Origin of the sequence: Streptomyces sp. 8N616, from assembly GCF_052246385.1 — a bacterium.
In the GTDB taxonomy this organism is placed as follows: Bacteria; Actinomycetota; Actinomycetes; order Streptomycetales; family Streptomycetaceae; genus Streptomyces.
Window position 1 is genome coordinate 15,199 of sequence record NZ_JBQQBY010000036.1, and the last position, 14,153, is coordinate 29,351.

16 protein-coding genes are annotated in these 14,153 nt (G+C 71.6%); 7 read left to right on the plus strand and 9 right to left on the minus strand.

Annotation, left to right across the window (positions count from 1 at the left end; translation table 11 throughout):
* Positions 1-18: 18 nt before the first annotated feature.
* Both ACTWQC_RS27750 and ACTWQC_RS27755 read right to left on the minus strand, forming a co-directional pair.
* A complete protein-coding gene (locus tag ACTWQC_RS27750; protein ID WP_443318554.1) occupies positions 19-1,443 on the minus strand; it encodes an FAD-binding oxidoreductase in 1,425 nt (474 codons plus the stop codon).
* A 138-nt stretch (positions 1,444-1,581) separates the two neighbouring features.
* Positions 1,582-1,788 carry a hypothetical protein gene (locus tag ACTWQC_RS27755; protein ID WP_443318555.1) on the minus strand — a complete coding sequence of 69 codons (207 nt, stop codon included), beginning with the start codon at positions 1,786-1,788 and terminating at the stop codon, positions 1,582-1,584.
* 182 nt (positions 1,789-1,970) lie between these two features.
* Here ACTWQC_RS27755 and ACTWQC_RS27760 point away from each other — a divergent pair, with 182 nt between their 5' ends.
* From ACTWQC_RS27760 to ACTWQC_RS27775, 4 genes are all read left to right on the plus strand, one after another.
* The gene (locus ACTWQC_RS27760) at positions 1,971-2,516 is read left to right on the plus strand and encodes a DM13 domain-containing protein (RefSeq protein WP_443318556.1); all 546 of its coding nucleotides are present in this window, start codon (positions 1,971-1,973) and stop codon (positions 2,514-2,516) included.
* A 116-nt stretch (positions 2,517-2,632) separates the two neighbouring features.
* On the plus strand, positions 2,633-3,349 hold the full coding sequence (locus ACTWQC_RS27765) for a response regulator transcription factor (RefSeq protein ID WP_443318557.1): 717 nt from the start codon (positions 2,633-2,635) through the stop codon (positions 3,347-3,349).
* A complete protein-coding gene (locus ACTWQC_RS27770; RefSeq protein ID WP_443318558.1) occupies positions 3,346-4,938 on the plus strand; it encodes a sensor histidine kinase in 1,593 nt (530 codons plus the stop codon). The genes ACTWQC_RS27765 and ACTWQC_RS27770 overlap by 4 nt, the downstream gene beginning before the upstream one ends.
* A gap of 48 nt (positions 4,939-4,986) precedes the next feature.
* Positions 4,987-5,541, plus strand: a complete 555-nt coding sequence (locus ACTWQC_RS27775) for a hypothetical protein (RefSeq protein ID WP_443318559.1) — start codon at positions 4,987-4,989, stop codon at positions 5,539-5,541.
* On the opposite strand, the gene paaK is transcribed toward ACTWQC_RS27775, so the two are convergent.
* The 5 genes from paaK to ACTWQC_RS27800 all read right to left on the minus strand — a co-directional run bounded on the left by paaK (position 5,501) and on the right by ACTWQC_RS27800 (position 10,044).
* Positions 5,501-6,778 carry a phenylacetate--CoA ligase PaaK gene (gene paaK / locus ACTWQC_RS27780; protein WP_443318632.1) on the minus strand — a complete coding sequence of 426 codons (1,278 nt, stop codon included), beginning with the start codon at positions 6,776-6,778 and terminating at the stop codon, positions 5,501-5,503. The genes ACTWQC_RS27775 and paaK overlap by 41 nt on opposite strands.
* A 241-nt stretch (positions 6,779-7,019) precedes the next feature.
* Complete coding sequence (locus ACTWQC_RS27785; RefSeq protein WP_443318560.1) at positions 7,020-7,553, minus strand: GNAT family N-acetyltransferase; 534 nt, start codon at positions 7,551-7,553, stop codon at positions 7,020-7,022.
* A gap of 28 nt (positions 7,554-7,581) precedes the next feature.
* A complete protein-coding gene (locus ACTWQC_RS27790) occupies positions 7,582-9,159 on the minus strand; it encodes an asparagine synthase-related protein (RefSeq protein WP_443318561.1) in 1,578 nt (525 codons plus the stop codon).
* Positions 9,160-9,234: 75 nt separating this feature from the next.
* Positions 9,235-9,390, minus strand: coding sequence for a hypothetical protein (locus ACTWQC_RS27795; protein ID WP_443318562.1), 156 nt, complete (start codon positions 9,388-9,390; stop codon positions 9,235-9,237).
* A gap of 234 nt (positions 9,391-9,624) precedes the next feature.
* Positions 9,625-10,044, minus strand: coding sequence for an ATP-binding protein (locus tag ACTWQC_RS27800; RefSeq protein WP_443318563.1), 420 nt, complete (start codon positions 10,042-10,044; stop codon positions 9,625-9,627).
* A 634-nt stretch (positions 10,045-10,678) separates the two neighbouring features.
* Between ACTWQC_RS27800 and ACTWQC_RS27805 the strand changes: the two genes are divergently transcribed.
* Both ACTWQC_RS27805 and ACTWQC_RS27810 read left to right on the plus strand, forming a co-directional pair.
* Positions 10,679-11,566: a hypothetical protein gene (locus ACTWQC_RS27805; RefSeq protein ID WP_443318564.1), complete on the plus strand. Its 888-nt coding sequence runs from the start codon at positions 10,679-10,681 to the stop codon at positions 11,564-11,566.
* Entirely contained in the window at positions 11,563-12,135 is a 573-nt protein-coding gene (locus ACTWQC_RS27810) for a GNAT family N-acetyltransferase (RefSeq protein ID WP_443318565.1), read from the plus strand. Before ACTWQC_RS27805 ends, ACTWQC_RS27810 begins: the two co-directional genes overlap by 4 nt.
* A 111-nt stretch (positions 12,136-12,246) precedes the next feature.
* Here the strand turns inward: ACTWQC_RS27810 and ACTWQC_RS27815 are convergent, their stop codons facing one another.
* Positions 12,247-13,350, minus strand: coding sequence for a DUF1152 domain-containing protein (locus tag ACTWQC_RS27815; protein WP_443318566.1), 1,104 nt, complete (start codon positions 13,348-13,350; stop codon positions 12,247-12,249).
* A 176-nt stretch (positions 13,351-13,526) separates the two neighbouring features.
* Complete coding sequence (locus ACTWQC_RS27820) at positions 13,527-13,748, minus strand: hypothetical protein (RefSeq protein WP_443318567.1); 222 nt, start codon at positions 13,746-13,748, stop codon at positions 13,527-13,529.
* 27 nt (positions 13,749-13,775) lie between these two features.
* Here ACTWQC_RS27820 and ACTWQC_RS27825 point away from each other — a divergent pair, with 27 nt between their 5' ends.
* Positions 13,776-14,150, plus strand: a complete 375-nt coding sequence (locus tag ACTWQC_RS27825) for a hypothetical protein (RefSeq protein ID WP_443318568.1) — start codon at positions 13,776-13,778, stop codon at positions 14,148-14,150.
* The last annotated feature ends 3 nt before the right edge of the window (positions 14,151-14,153 follow it).

The following is a 14,153-nucleotide window of genomic DNA, read 5'->3' on the forward strand; positions in this document are numbered from 1 at the left end:
CCGCGGCCCTCGCCCGCATCACGGTCTGCGCGCCGCCGGTGCGAACAGACCCTCCGGGTCGTACGCGGCGCGGATCCGGTCGAGACGCTCCTCGTGCGAGCCGAAGACCGCGTCCCGCAGCTCCTGCGCATCCTCCCCGAGCCCGGCGAAGTTGACGTACGTCCCGCCGGTCGAGAACGGCTTCAGCGCGTCCCACGCCGAGCGCGACCAGCCGATCGCCGCCTCGTCCAGCGCCGGGTCCTGCCAGCCCGAGTCGAAGCTCACGTTGTAGCGCGCGGACCGGTGCGCGAACGCGCTGTCGTCGGGGCCGACGCGGGCGACCGCGCCGCCCAGCGTCCGGACGACGGTCAGGCTCTCGGGCGTCGGCCGCCGGGAGTCCCAGTCGACGATGGTCCTGATGGCCTCGTCGGTCAGCTCGTCCAGGAAGAGCGACTTCATGAAGTAGCGGTCCCCGTCGGGGAACAGCCCGTCGTTCGCGCTCTGCAGCGCGACGTACGGAACGGTTGCGCTCATGTCGATGAGCGGCGGGCCGAGTTCGCGCTGCGGCGCCAGCGCGGCGGTGGCTTCTGCGCCCGGCGGGCCCGCGTACACGGCGGCCGTGAACACGACACTCGACCCGTGCAGCTCCTGCGGGATCGCGGGGTCGGGAGGGACGCTCCAGAGCAGGATCTCCGGCGTGACCGTCTCCGGCGTGGCGTCCGTGGCGTCGCGCCAGGCCCGCAGGACGGCCTCGGCCCGTTCGTACGGGTGGAGCATCAGCGCCGTGGCGACCTCGGGGCCGAGCGGGTGGAGGCCGAACTCGAGGGACGTCACCACCCCGATGCCCCGGCCTCCGCCGCGCGCCGCCCAGAACAGGTCGGGCTCCTGGTCACGGTCGGCCGTGCGCACCGTGCCGTCCGCGGTGACGATCTCGAGCGAGCGGAGCGTGTCGCAGCTGAGCCCGAAGGCCCGCATCACCAGCCCGAGACCGCCGCCGAGCGTCAGCCCGGCGATCCCGGTGACCGAGATCTCCCCGCCCGGCGTGGCCAGCCCGAACAGCTGGGTCTCGCGGTCCAGTTCGCCCCAGGTCACGCCTGCCTGCGCCCGCGCGGTTCGGGCGGCGGGGTCGACGTGCACGCCCTTCATCCGCGAGAGGTCGATCACCAGCCCGTCGTCGCAGACCGCGCTGCCCGCCACCTGGTGCCCGCCACCACGGATGCTGACGACGGGGCGGTGCTTGCGCGCGACCTGGACCGCATCGACGACGTCCGCCGTGCCGGAGCAGCGGGCGACGAGCGCGGGGCGGCGGTCGATCAGGCCGTTCCATACGGCGCGGGCCTCGTCGTAGCCGGGATGCCCGCGGTCGATCACCTCACCCCGGAGCGAGGAGCGGAGCTGATCGGCGATCTCCGCGATCCCCGGCTCCGCAGCGGCTGTCGATGCGGCCCTCTGCTCGTTCGACATGGGCGGTCACCTCTCCCGGTGGGTGCGCGCTGCTCGCCGCCGCTGTCCTTGCTTCCCCCTTCCTTCCACGCTAGGCGGGAGCTGTCGGGCCCGCATGCGGGCCCGACAGCTCCTCAGGGAGCACGACAAACGCCGGGCTCAGGACGGCTGGACGGGCTCGGCGGGCTCGGCGTGCTCGGCCGGACCGACGGCCTCGACCGGCTCCCGGAGCTCGGTCCACCCAGTGGTCCTGGCCGCCCTCACACTCGAGGCAGAGCTCGTGCGCGTTACGGCCGAGACGGTGACCGCCGCGCCGCCGTCCGGGGAGTCCGCGTAGTACGCGATGTTCGGTCCGGTCGGTGTCACGCCGGCCGCGGCGAGTGCTGAACGGGTCGACGCGGGCCGGGTGGAGCAGCCCGATCGCGTCGTAGTGGCGCGGGATGGACGTAAGAGATCCGTAACGGGCTCGCCGCGGGCGGGCGGGTGCCATGACGCGTTGAATGGGAGCAGGACGACGGAGTCGGGACCCCCGGAAGCTGGAGACGGTCATGCATCGCTTGCTGCGCTTGCTGCGCCACCCTGTGGTCATCGGTGTGCTAGTCATCGGCCTGATCGGCGTCGGGTTCGGGCTCTACTGGTTCCAGCCGTGGAAGCTGTGGGTGGACGAGACGGTGCAGGAGGATCTGCCGTCGGCCGCCGCGACGCCGGAGGCGCAGGACGCATCGCCCCGGCCGGCAGGCCCCAGGATGCTGGCCACCGGCGAGCTGATCAGCCATGAGCACTCCACCAGGGGCACGGTGCGCGTTCTCGAGGGAGCCGACGGGTCCCGGGTGCTGCGACTGGAGGACCTGGACACCAGCAACGGTCCCGACCTTCACGTCTGGCTCACCGACGCCCCGGTGAAGCCCGGCGAGGACGGCTGGCACGTCTTCGACGACGGCGCCTACGAGGACCTGGGTGAGCTCAAGGGCAACAAGGGCGACCAGAACTACCGGCTGCCGGACGACGTCGACCTGAACCGGTTCACGAGCGTGACCATCTGGTGCGACCGCTTCGACGTCTCCTTCGGAGCGGCCGAGCTCGCCCGTACGTGATCCCTGCCTGATCCGTACGTGATCCCGGTCCGTCCTGCCGCAGGCCGCGGCTTCTGGTGCACGATGGTGCGCCGGAGCAGGCGGAACAGGCGGGGCAGGCGGCGAGGGAGGACCGTATGGCCGGGAACGACGGCGGCCAGGGGCGCGTCCTGGTGGTCGACGACGATGCGGCGATCCGCAGGTCGCTCGAGCGGGGCCTGAGGCTGCGCGGCTTCTCCGTGGCGCTGGCCGACGGCGGTCACCCGGCGCTGAGCAGCGTACGGACCCTGCCGCCCGATGTGATCGTGCTCGACATCTCGATGCCCGACCTGAGCGGGATCGAGGTGTGCCGCAGGCTCCGCGAGGACGGGAACGACGTACCCGTACTGATGCTGTCCGCCCTGGACGAGACCGGCGACCGGATCGCGGGGCTGCAGGCGGGCGGTGACGACTACCTCGTCAAGCCGTTCGCGCTGCAGGAGCTGGTGCTGCGCCTGCAGGCTCTGCTGCGCCGCCGTCCGCCCAGGGCCGACGACGAGGCCGTACGGGTCGGCGGCCTGCTCATGGACCCGGCGGCGCGCGCGGCTCGGCTGGACGGCGCGCCGCTCGCACTCACCCGGCGCGAGTTCGAGCTCCTCGAAGTGCTTGCCCGCAACGCCGGCATCGTGCTCACCCGCGACCAGCTCCTGGACCGGGTCTGGGGCTACGACTTCGAGGTGCGCACCGACGCCGTCGACACGTTCGTCAGCTATCTGCGGCGCAAGCTCGAATCCGGCGGACGGCCCCGGATCATCCACACGGTGCGGGGTGTCGGCTTCGTCCTGCGCGACGACGCCCGCGGGGAGGGCCGGTGAAGCTCTCCACGCGGATCGCGCTCGCCGTCGGAGCCGTCGTACCCCTGCTCGTACTGGCCGCGGGCTGGCTGCTGCTGCGGCTGGTCGCGGCCGACCTGCACGCCCAGCAGGACGCCCACCTCCGCGCTCGCGCGGCCGCCGTCGCCAAGGACGCCCGCCGCCTGCTGCGCGCCGCCGCCCTCGACCGCCCGCCGGCCGTGGAGCAGACCCGCGAGCGGCGCCTGTACGCCTCCGCGCTCGACGTCGGCATCCGGCTCATCGGCCCCGAGGGCACCGCGTCCGGCGGACCGCAGCCCGACCCGTCCGTGGCGCTCCCTGCCAGCGCCCCCGCGCCCGTCACGCTGCGCGCCGGGGGCGAGAGCTGGCGGGCCCTCTCGGTTCAGGTGACCGGGGCGCGGAAGGGTGTCGCGGGCACCCTGTGGCTGTTCTCCCCGGACACGGCGGGCGAGGCCCAACTCGGCCTCGTACGCAGGCGGGTGGTCACCGTCGCGCTGCTCGCCGCGCCGCTGTCCGGGCTGCTGGCCTGGGCCGTCGCCTCCCGCGCCGCCCGCCCGCTGCGCCTGCTGCAGCAGCGCACCAGCGGCCTCGACCCCAGATCCACGACGACCCGGCCGGTGCACGCCCCGACGGGGGTCGGCGAGGTCGACGACCTGGCCCGTACGCTGCGGACGGTGCTCGCCCGGTACGACGAGCAGGCGGCCCGTACGGCGGAGGCGCTGGCCACCGCGCGGTCCTTCTCGGCGGCCGCGTCGCACGAGCTGCGGACCCCGCTGATGAGCATGCAGACCAACCTGGAGATCCTGGCCGACCACCCCGGTCTTGCGGCGGCCGAGCGGGACGAGGTGCTCGCGGACCTCCGGCGGGAACACGCGCGGCTGCTCGGCCTGCTCGTCATGCTGCGCGAACTCGGCAGAGGCGACCTGGTGGAGGCGGAGGCATTCGGTCCTGTGGACCTCGCGGAGGTCCTCGACGCATCGGCCGGGGACCTGCGGCGCAGGCACCCCGAGGCGCGGATCGAGGGGGACGGCGTGCCGGGGCTGTGGGTCTACGGCTGGGAGCCGGGGCTGCGCACCGTCGTCGACAACCTTCTGACCAACGCGCTGGTGCACGGGCGGGAGGGCGACCGGGCAGCGGAGGTGGCGGCCGTGCTGCGGGCGGAGGCGGAGGCGGGCGTGCCGGTTGCGGTCCTGACGGTGGACGACCGGGGGCCCGGCATACCGCCGCAGTCGCGGGGCGCGGTCTTCGAGCGGTTCCAGCGGCGCCCGGACAGCCCCGGCTCGGGCCTCGGACTCACGCTCGTCGCCCAGCAGATCGCGCTGCACCGGGGGCGGATACGGGTCCTCGACCGGCCGACGGGCCCAGGAACCCGTATCGAGGTCCGCATCCCTCTCCAGGACGGGCCGCCGGACACCGAAGCGACGCTGCCGCTGCGGCGCGACTGGATGATCGGGACGGCGGCGAGCGCGGCGACCACGGCGACCGCGGCGAGCGCCGCGACTGCGGAGTCTGCGACCGCCGCGCGGCCGCAGGCTGCGGGCGGGAGACAGACTGCGGGCGGGCCACAGAGTTTCCACAAAGACGGTTCCTAGCGTTCCGGGCTGCGGGCAGCCGCCCGCCTCGGACATGGAGGGACAGTCATGCCAAGGAAGCCCAGGACCAGGTCAGTTGCCGTCGCTCTCGCCGCCCTCACCACCACCGGCGTCCTGCTGGGCGTGGCGGGGACCGCCGTGGCGGGCGGCGAGGACGGCGGTACGCCGTCGGCGAGCGCGGCGCGGACCGCGGACGCCGAGGGGGCCGGGGACGGCGAGGGAGCCGGGGACGGCGAGGAGGCCGGGGACGGGGCCGGGGACGGCGAGGGAGCCGGGGACGGCGAGGAGGCCGGGGACGGGGCCGGGGACGGCGAGGGGGCCGGGGACGGCGCCCGGGCGCTGTGCAAGCACGCACCCAAGATCGACAAGCGCATCGAGCGCGCCCTGCACCGGCTGAGCGCGGGCGCGGCGAAGCGCGGCTCGATCGCCCGGCTCGAAAAGCGGGTGGCGAACGCCAAGGCGGCGGGCCACGACGAGATCGAGACCTACCTGAACCACAAACTCACGTTCCGCCGCTCCCTCGTCCCCACGCTCGAGCAGCGCCAGAAGGACCTGACCGAGGTCAGGAAGTGGTGCCGCGAGAATCGCCGCGAGAGTCGATGACGCGCCGGATCTTGCCCACCGAGCGTTCCAGGGTCTCCGGGTCGACCACGCAGACCTCGACGCTCACCCCGATCCCGTCCTTGGCGCCCTGCACGATCGCGGCGGTGGCGGCGTCGCGCTGATCGCGGGTGGCGCCGGGGCGGGCCTCGGCCCGTACGGTCATGTGGTCCATCCGCCCCTGGCGGGTGAGGTGCAGCTGGAAGTGCGGGGCGACACCCGGCGTACGGAGGATGATCTCCTCGATCTGGCTGGGGAACAGGTTCACCCCGCGCAGAATGATCATGTCGTCGCAGCGCCCGGTGATCTTCTCGATCCGGCGGAAGGCGGGTCGTGCGGTGCCGGGCAGCAGGCGCGTGAGGTCCCGCGTGCGGTAGCGGACGACCGGCATCGCCTCCTTGGTGAGCGAGGTGAAGACCAGCTCGCCCTCCGCCCCTTCGGCCATCACCTCGTCGGTGACCGGGTCGACGACCTCCGGGTAGAAGTGGTCCTCCCACACGTGCAGCCCGTCCTTGGTCTCCACGCACTCCTGCGCGACACCGGGGCCGATGACCTCGGACAGGCCGTATATGTCCACGGCGTGCAGGTCGAGGCGCTCCTCGATCTCGCGGCGCATCTCCTCGGTCCACGGCTCGGCGCCGAAGATGCCGACCCGGAGGGAGGTGGAGCGCGGGTCGATGCCCTGGCGCTCGAACTCGTCGAGGAGCGTCAGCATGTAGGAGGGCGTGACCATGATGATCTCGGGCCGGAAGTCCTGGATGATCTGCACCTGGCGGGCGGTCATGCCGCCGGAGGCGGGGACGACGGTGCAGCCGAGCCGCTCGGCTCCGTAGTGCGCGCCGAGGCCGCCGGTGAACAGGCCGTAGCCGTACGAGATGTGCACCTTGTCACCCGCCCTGCCGCCCGCGGCGCGGATGGAACGCGCGACCACATCGGCCCACATGGACAGGTCGTTCTCGGTGTAGCCGACCACGGTCGGGCGGCCGGTGGTGCCGCTGGAGGCGTGGATGCGCCGGATCTCGCTGTCGGGCACGGCGAACATGCCGAAGGGGTAGGTGTCCCGCAGATCGGCCTTGGTGGTGAAGGGGAAGCGGGCGAGGTCGGCGAGCGTACGGCAGTCCTCGGGCCGGACGCCTGCCGCGTCGAACTTCCGCCGGTACAGCTCCACATGGGCGTACGCCTGCTTCAAGCTCGCCTGCATGCAGGCGAGCTGGTGGGCCCTCAGCTCTTCCGGGCTCATCCGCTCAGCGGCGTCCAGCTCGCCGTCATCCGGCGCGGCACCGAGTCGCCCCGCCCGGCCCTGGCCCGTCCGGCCCGCCCGGTCCCGCCGGTCCGCCCGGTCCGACGTGATTCTCATGCGCTCCACCACCTCATATCCCGACCGACCGTTCGGTGTGGCTCGGCCCAGTAATCCAGCCCCGCGCCCACCTGTCAAGGCCGACCGCGCGCCCGGTACGGGCTGTGCCAGACGGAGGGTTCGGTCACGGGAAGTTGGCGGCCGTGCGGATGGGCAGACCGGAGAGCTCTTCGGCTTTCCGGGCCAGGAGATAGGCCGGGTGCCCGTGGCGCTCGGTGGTGTGTACGAGGCCGAAGCCCTGCACGTCGCGGTAGTAGCGGACCAGTCCCGTGTGGCCGCAGCCGCGCCGTACCCACTCTTTGTCCCTGCGGGCGGCGTGCCCGAGTGCCCACCATGCGATCAGTGCGCCGGGGCGTTCGGCTCGCGCTGCGGGGTCAGTGAAGGTGGTGGCGAGGAAGACCGCGGATTCGGCACGTTCGGCGTCGGTCCAGCCCCACAGCGGGGTCTCCTCGTACAGGCTGGTGCAGCCAACCAGGCGGCCGTCGGGATTGGTCATGGCCCACACGGGGGTGTGGTTGTCGGCGGCCTGTGCGGCGATCTGGTCGGCTCGCTTAGGCAGCTCCTCGCCGCCTTCCAGACCACGTCGGACCATCCAGACGGCGCGGTCACGGATCAAGGCTGCGTAGGCGGGCACATCGGCCTCGGTGGCCGGTCGCATGACGTACACAGTGTCACTCCGGGGCGGGTCAAGGGCGGGCGGAGCGGATGGCCAGATCGACGGCGATGGCGTCGGCGAGCCGGTCATCTGTCTCCAGGATGGTGCCCCCGCGGATCCGGGTCACGGCTGAGGCGAGCGCATCTGGATCGATGAGTTCGGCGTCGATCAGCGGCGAGCCGTCGGCGAGGATGCGGTCGGCGTGGGCGGAGATGTGCTCGCGCAGGGCCTGGTGCATGACGAGGGTGAAGTTCTCTGGGAGTTTTGGCCGGACAACGTCGTCGGACAGGCCGAGATTGGCGAGGCGCCTACGGTGCAGCATCTTGTCCGAGCGCCACTCGCGCGGCAGCCACTCACCGAAGCGGATCATGGACGGGTCGGCGAAGGGGTGGACGGGCCACAGTCCGGAGGTCAGCAGCAGCGGCGCGGCGGAGGCCAGGGCCAGCAGAGTCATTTCGTTGACGACTGTGGGCGGTGCGGTGACGGCCTCGGCGTCGTGGAGGGCTTCACAAGCGGTGGGGCCGAGCCAGGGCGTGGTCTGGTGGGCGGGGCCGACCGGCAGGTGCGGGGCTTCGGCCGGGGTCAGCGCCATCATCTCGTCACCGCCGATACCTGTGATCACCGTCCGGACGCCGTGTGCGCTGAGTGCTTCGACAAGGGCGGCTGTCGCCTCGTGGTACGGCTCCTCGTACGGGTTGACGAATCCGCCGAGTGCGCGGCGTCCGGTGGGGTGCAGGGGTGCGAGGTCGGCGGCGTTGGTGGTCACGTCGCCGCGGAACTTGGCGCGGCGGATCATCTCTTGGCGGCGTCGCCGTTGCTGAACGCCTCCGGTACCGGGCAGCAGCATCGCGGAGGACAGGATGCGGCCCGGGTGCCGAAGGGAGGCGTGGGTGCCGGTGACGGCGGAGTCCATGCCGCCGGACAGGTGCGCCGTGGTGGTGTCAGGGTCGAAGACATGCCGGTCAAGGACGCCGTCCAAGAGCTGTTCGTAGGCACCCAGGACAGCAGCGTCGGGCTTGAGTGCGCGGGCAGTTGAATGGCGGGCCGGCTCGGGCATTCGGAAGGCGATCCGGTCGCCGTCGTAGCTGGCGGTGGCGCGCTCGGTGAGCCGGAACAGGCCACTGAAGCTGGTGCGGTGTGTGTAGCGGAACCACAAGGCCAGCAGGCGGGCGGTCTCCAGCACGTCCAGGGCCACTGTAGGCAGGTGTTGGGCAGTGTCAGCCATGTTCCACGAGCCGTACAGGGCACCGCGGTTGGCCGTGAGATAGACAGGCGCGCTGCCGCAGCTTCCGGTGCTGACGGAGACGTGTCCCGTCCCGGTGGTCTCCACGGTGACGAAGTCGAGCGGCCACCCACGGGCTTCGTCCAAGATGCGGTGGTAACCGACTGTTGGCAGCTCGATCACCAGCCGTCGCCCGTGGTCCTCGCGGTCTCGTAGGAGTTCGCGGACGGTGACGAACGTGGCCCCGGTGTCGCGGTCTGCGGCTGTGAGGCAGTCCAGGGCAGGGTGAGCGAAGGGTTCGATCCACGACTGGCCGGACTCCAGGCGATCACCGTTCCAGGACCACGACCGGCCAAGGCTGTGCGGCTTGATGTGCAGCTTCAACACGGCATCTCCTCATGGTTGCGGGCGAGCGTCGGTCCGGGCGGGAGCGCGAGTGCGCCCCCGCCCGGACCGCCTGGTTCAGACGCGGATGGAGTCGTACTGGTGGTGGGTGTCGCTGGAGCCGGGGTCCTTCTTGTAGGCGAACCGCTCGGCCAACTCCGGTACGTGGTACTGAGGTTCATCGGCGAAGAGCCGACTGCCGACCTGGGTCGCCAATGCGGTCTCTTGCTCCAAATGTGACATTGCTCCTCCTGTTCATTCGAAGAGTCCCTGTGGTCTCCGCCGCTTCCTCTCGCTGCCTTCAGGAATGGAATGGGCGGGGTGCGGGGCCGCGTTGGCGGGTTGCGTGCTGGCCCCTGCCCGTCCCTCTCAAGCTGAGAGGCGGGGTCCTGGCTCGCTCTGGGCTGCGGGACATCAGGCGGGAGCTAGGTCTTGGTGCTCGCGCCGAGTTCTCGGCCGTCTGCGAGGTCACTCGGAAGCTCCGCACTTCAGCTCGGCCCAGACGCGTTTCCCCCAACGCAGCCGGTCGGTACCCCAGCGCCACGTCAGCGCCTCGATGATCGCTAGTCCTCGCCCGTTCTCGTCTCCCTCACCGGCCATGCGGAACTCGGGAGCGTGCTTCGACTTGTCCACGACCGCGATGTGTACGAACGCCGCCGTGGGCCGGGTGATGGTCACGCGCAACGACCGCGTGTTGGTGTGCACGGCGGAGTTGGCGACGAGTTCCGTGACGACCAAGACCCCAGCCTCAACCAAGTCATCCAAGCCCCACGTGGCTAAAGCCGTGCGTACCAGGGCCCGGGCCGGCGCGGCACTCTCCGCTGCACAGGGCAGGGTCTCGGCATATCCGGGGTGCCCAGTGGGGCGAGCGGTAGCGGTCACAGTCATCGGGACCTCGTCGTGGTGAGCGTGATGGGTGTGGCCCGGCCCTCGAATTCACCGCGGAGGCGGGCCGTCCTCCTTCTGACCGTCGGCCGTGGTTGTTGTTGGACCGGCGGCTGTGAACAGTGAACGACCGGGCTGTCGCTGAGACGAGGAAAAATCGGTGCAATCGGCATCGGCCCCAACCGGAAATTCCGCAGTCGCCCGTTTCTGGTCGGGTCCGCCGTCTGGCTACGGTGAATCGGTGGAGGGCAACCGGGACCTCAAGAGCCGCATGGATCAGGCGGGTTTCACGCAGGCCGAATTGGCCGAAGCGGTGAACGCCTACCTGCGGTCCCTTGGCCATGACGGGACGGTGAGCGACCGCACAGTCCGCAACTGGCTGACCGGAAGAACCCGCTGGCCTCACCCTCGCCAAAGGGAAGCCTTAGAAACAGTATTCAACTGCCGGATCACTGAGCTGGGCTTCGTGCCCCGAGGAGAGATCGCATCCTCGCTCTCGGGACCAACGGAGGACCCTGTGCTTCGCCGCCGATTCATCAGCGCATCGACCGGGACGGCCATAGCAGCCGGTACTGCTGGCGCCACCCCGGCCCCTGCCGTGCAACGCCGGGTCGGGGCCAGTGACGTGGAGCGGCTGTTGAGCAAGTTCTCCGCTCTCATCGCAAGCGACCACCGATACGGCGGCCAGATCACGATCGAGGCTCAGGCATCCGCCCTCGCCGGTGAAGCCCTGGCCCTCCAGGCGCGCGGCGGCGCGAGCCAGCGCGTACGCGGCGCGCTGTACGCCTGCGCAGCCTCGTTCACTTCCAGCGCCATGTGGGCCGCCATCGACGGACGCCGATTCGACGAGGCACAGCACTACTTCGACCGGGCATCCAGCCTCGCTGCCATGTCCGGTGACCCTGCGATCCAGTTCCGCATCTGGTCCCACGCGAGCAGCCTCTACCGGCACCTCGGGCGCCCTGCTGACGCCCTGGCGGCCAATGACGTGGCCCGCAACCTGCCTGTCACCCGCCGCGACCCGATGTTCGCGTCCCTTGGGCACGCCCGTCACGCCGCCATCTACGGCCTCACCGGTAACGCCACCGCCGTCCGGCGCGTCCTCGCACACGCCCAAGAGGCACTCGACCGGGCCGACCCGCAGGAGCACCGGCCCGTGTGGCTGAACGCGTTCTACGACCAGGCAGAGCTGGAGAGCCTGGCCCTCGCCGCGAACCTCAGCCTCGGCAACTTCGAGCAGGCCGAAGCCCACGCCCATCGAAGCCTGGCCCTGCTCCGCCCGCACATGCATCGCACCCGAGCCATTACCACCGCCCGGCTCGCCCACGCCCAACTCGGACAAGGCGACGTCGAACCCGCCATCGCCACCGCGATGTCCATTCCCGCCGATGTCTTCACCCGCCACCCACGCGTCACCAGAATGCTCGGCAACTTCGGCATCAAGCTCCACGCCGCTGCACCGTCCAGCTCGCTCACCTGCACCTGGGACCAGTACGCCCACGACTCCCGGAGGAACAAGGCGTGACCATCAACGACATCGAACTGCGCCACGCCCTCGACGTGGAACCCGTATGGCACGAGCTCATTGAGGTGTATGCCGAAGTGCGTGCCGATCAGCTTCACCAACCGCACTACTCAGTGGAGCGGTACGGCGAGCGGCTGGACCGGCATGCCTCGGAGCCCGGCTGGGAGGCCGTTATCGCCTACGACGGCGAAGATCCGGTGGGATACGCATACGTCAACGCCCTTAAACCGGACGACCGTTGGTGGAGGCGCATGACCACCCCCCTGCCCGACGGATGCACCGACATCTCCACCGTGGCATTGAAGGAGATCATGCTCCGAGCGCCCTGGCGCGGCACCGGCATCGCCCTGCGAATTCATGACGAGCTCCTCGCGCATCGGCCGGAGGAGCAGGTATCCCTTCTGGTGAACCCGCAGGCGGGGCACGGGAAGGTGAAGGCGCTGTACGAGTCGTGGGGCTACGAGACGATCAGCGAGCAGCAGCCTTCCGCCGACGGACCGGTTCTCACCGCCATGCTGCGCGCCATCCGTGCTGCCGCACCGGCTCCCGGCGGCACACCCGCCGAGTAGCTGCAAGTCGCAGGGCTGAGGCCGGGCCACATACACCCCGGACCCGACCTCGGTCTCCTCTTCCGCGGGGTGGGGAACCTGGTGCCCGGTTCCCGGTGGCGCCTCGCTCTGTCAGGGCCGGCGCAGGCGCCAGAGCGGGGGCGCGTACTGGTCGGGGCGGGTGCGGATCAGCAGGTCGCGCAGGGGCAGCCGCTGGGAGCCGGGGATGCCGAGGACCTCGGTGATGCGGCGGAAGGACGTGTGTGTGGCGCCACGCGCGCGTGCCTCGCTCTCGAACGCGGCGAGCCGCTCCAGAACCGCGTCGCGATCGAGCTCCGCGGGCGGCTCCTGTGTGAGCCGCACCGCTGCCGCCGACCGCTCGCGCTCGTAGTCGATCTCCGAATAGCCGCAGATCTCCCGGCTGTGCCGCTCGGCCTCGTCGAGGCTGGTCGACGCGAGGACGGCGCGGGCGAGCCGGTTCCTGCGCAGTGCCTCGCCGAGGTCGGCCTCGTGGACCGCCGGGCTCTCGTCGGTGAGCGGCACCAGCAGCCCGGCGCCCCGGACTTCGCAGAGGCCGCGCTCCCCGCGTGCCGTGGCCGCGAGCATGGCGGCGGCCTCGGACGGGTGCCACTCCAGCACCCGCCCCGCGGCCTCGACCTGCTGCGGGCCGAGCGTGAGCAGCCGCCTGCCGAGCCGTTCGCGGAGTACGTCCACCGGGATCTCGCCGTCCAGACCCGGACCCGCGACGAGGAGCCGGACGGGCGCGCCGAGCCGGGAGCAGGCCGCGAGGGACAGGGCATCGGCCAGCGGGCTCTGGAGCGTGGGCTCGTCACCGCGGGCGAGGATGTCGCCGCCGACGTCGAACAGGTCGACCGAGTCGGGTGCCAGGTGCGCGACGAGCTCCTCGAGCCCGCGCGTCATGCCCTCGACCCCTTGGAAGGGGTCGATGAGCGCGAAGGTGTGCGGCAGTTCGGCGGCCAGGCGGGGGAGGGTGGAGCCCGCGGGCGGTACGGGTGCGGCGTCGGCGGGCACGGCCCGGACGCCGGGCGCGAGCGGGCGCAGCCCGGTGAAGTCGGCAGGCCCGCGCGGGCCGGGAACCGGGTCGACCAGGAGACGGTCCCAGGCGTACGTGAGAATCACCGCCGGGCGGTCCTCGTGCCCGTACAGCGCGGCGTGCAGCATCGCGGCGGCGACAGCATCGCCACCGCCTCCCGCCGCCACGATCAAACGCGTCACGCGGCCAGCGTACGGGGGCGGCGGGGACGGCACCCGCACGTCGGCGGCGGCGCTGACGCCGGCAATGGAGACGGCCTGCGCAACGGCTGCAGCGGCCCGCGCCGGCGGGCCCATTGCCACGGGCCGCCACCCCAAGCCCGTGCACGCCGATGCCGCGGCGGTCAAGGCCCGTACCCCTACCCGGACTCGTATCTGCGCAAGGGGCTGCTGACGGACCACGCGCCGTTCGTCGAGGCCGGACAGCGCATCGGGCTCGAAACGATCAGGGATACGGCCATCCGGTCCGGCCTGTGCAAGGAGAGCATGGCGCGCCCGGAGCCCACCTTCCCGCTCGGCACGTCGACCCCCAGCGCGATCCGTATGGCGGGCGCGTACACGACCTTCACCAACGGCGGCACGCGCGCCGACCCTTACTCGGTGACAAGGTGCTGCGGGACGGGGAGCCGGTCGACGGCTTCGCCAAGCCGCGGGCGCGGCGGGTCATGGATCCGTACGTGGCGGCCGACGTCGCCGGTGCGCTGGGCGCCTTCGCCGGGCAGAACCTGGGCTTCGACGACTTCCGGTCGCTGGGGAAGGTCGCGGCGGGCGGGACCGGCCCGGGCGACCGGATGAAGTCGGCGTGGTTCATCGGCCACGCCAATGAAATGACCACCGCCGTAACGATGTTCCGCACCGAGCCGGGCAACCCGCAGTTGCTCCCCATGCAGGGAGTGGGCGGCCCGAAGTCCGAGCGGGGCACCGTCTTCCCGCCCCGGATCTGGTCCGCGTACGCGAAGGCCACGCTCAGCGGCCCTGAGTGAGCC

What these genes read in the sequence shown, in the direction of transcription:
- ACTWQC_RS27785 (WP_443318560.1), bottom strand. Translation starts at nt 7,553, where the DNA reads ATGCGACCGGCCACCGAGGCCGATGTGCCCGCCTACGCAGCCTTGATC.
- ACTWQC_RS27760 (WP_443318556.1), top strand. Translation starts at nt 1,971, where the DNA reads ATGCATCGCTTGCTGCGCTTGCTGCGCCACCCTGTGGTCATCGGTGTG.
- ACTWQC_RS27800 (WP_443318563.1), bottom strand. Translation starts at nt 10,044, where the DNA reads ATGACTGTGACCGCTACCGCTCGCCCCACTGGGCACCCCGGATATGCC.
- paaK (WP_443318632.1), bottom strand. Translation starts at nt 6,778, where the DNA reads ATGAGCCCGGAAGAGCTGAGGGCCCACCAGCTCGCCTGCATGCAGGCG.
- ACTWQC_RS27765 (WP_443318557.1), top strand. Translation starts at nt 2,633, where the DNA reads ATGGCCGGGAACGACGGCGGCCAGGGGCGCGTCCTGGTGGTCGACGAC.
- ACTWQC_RS27775 (WP_443318559.1), top strand. Translation starts at nt 4,987, where the DNA reads ATGCCAAGGAAGCCCAGGACCAGGTCAGTTGCCGTCGCTCTCGCCGCC.
- ACTWQC_RS27750 (WP_443318554.1), bottom strand. Translation starts at nt 1,443, where the DNA reads ATGTCGAACGAGCAGAGGGCCGCATCGACAGCCGCTGCGGAGCCGGGG.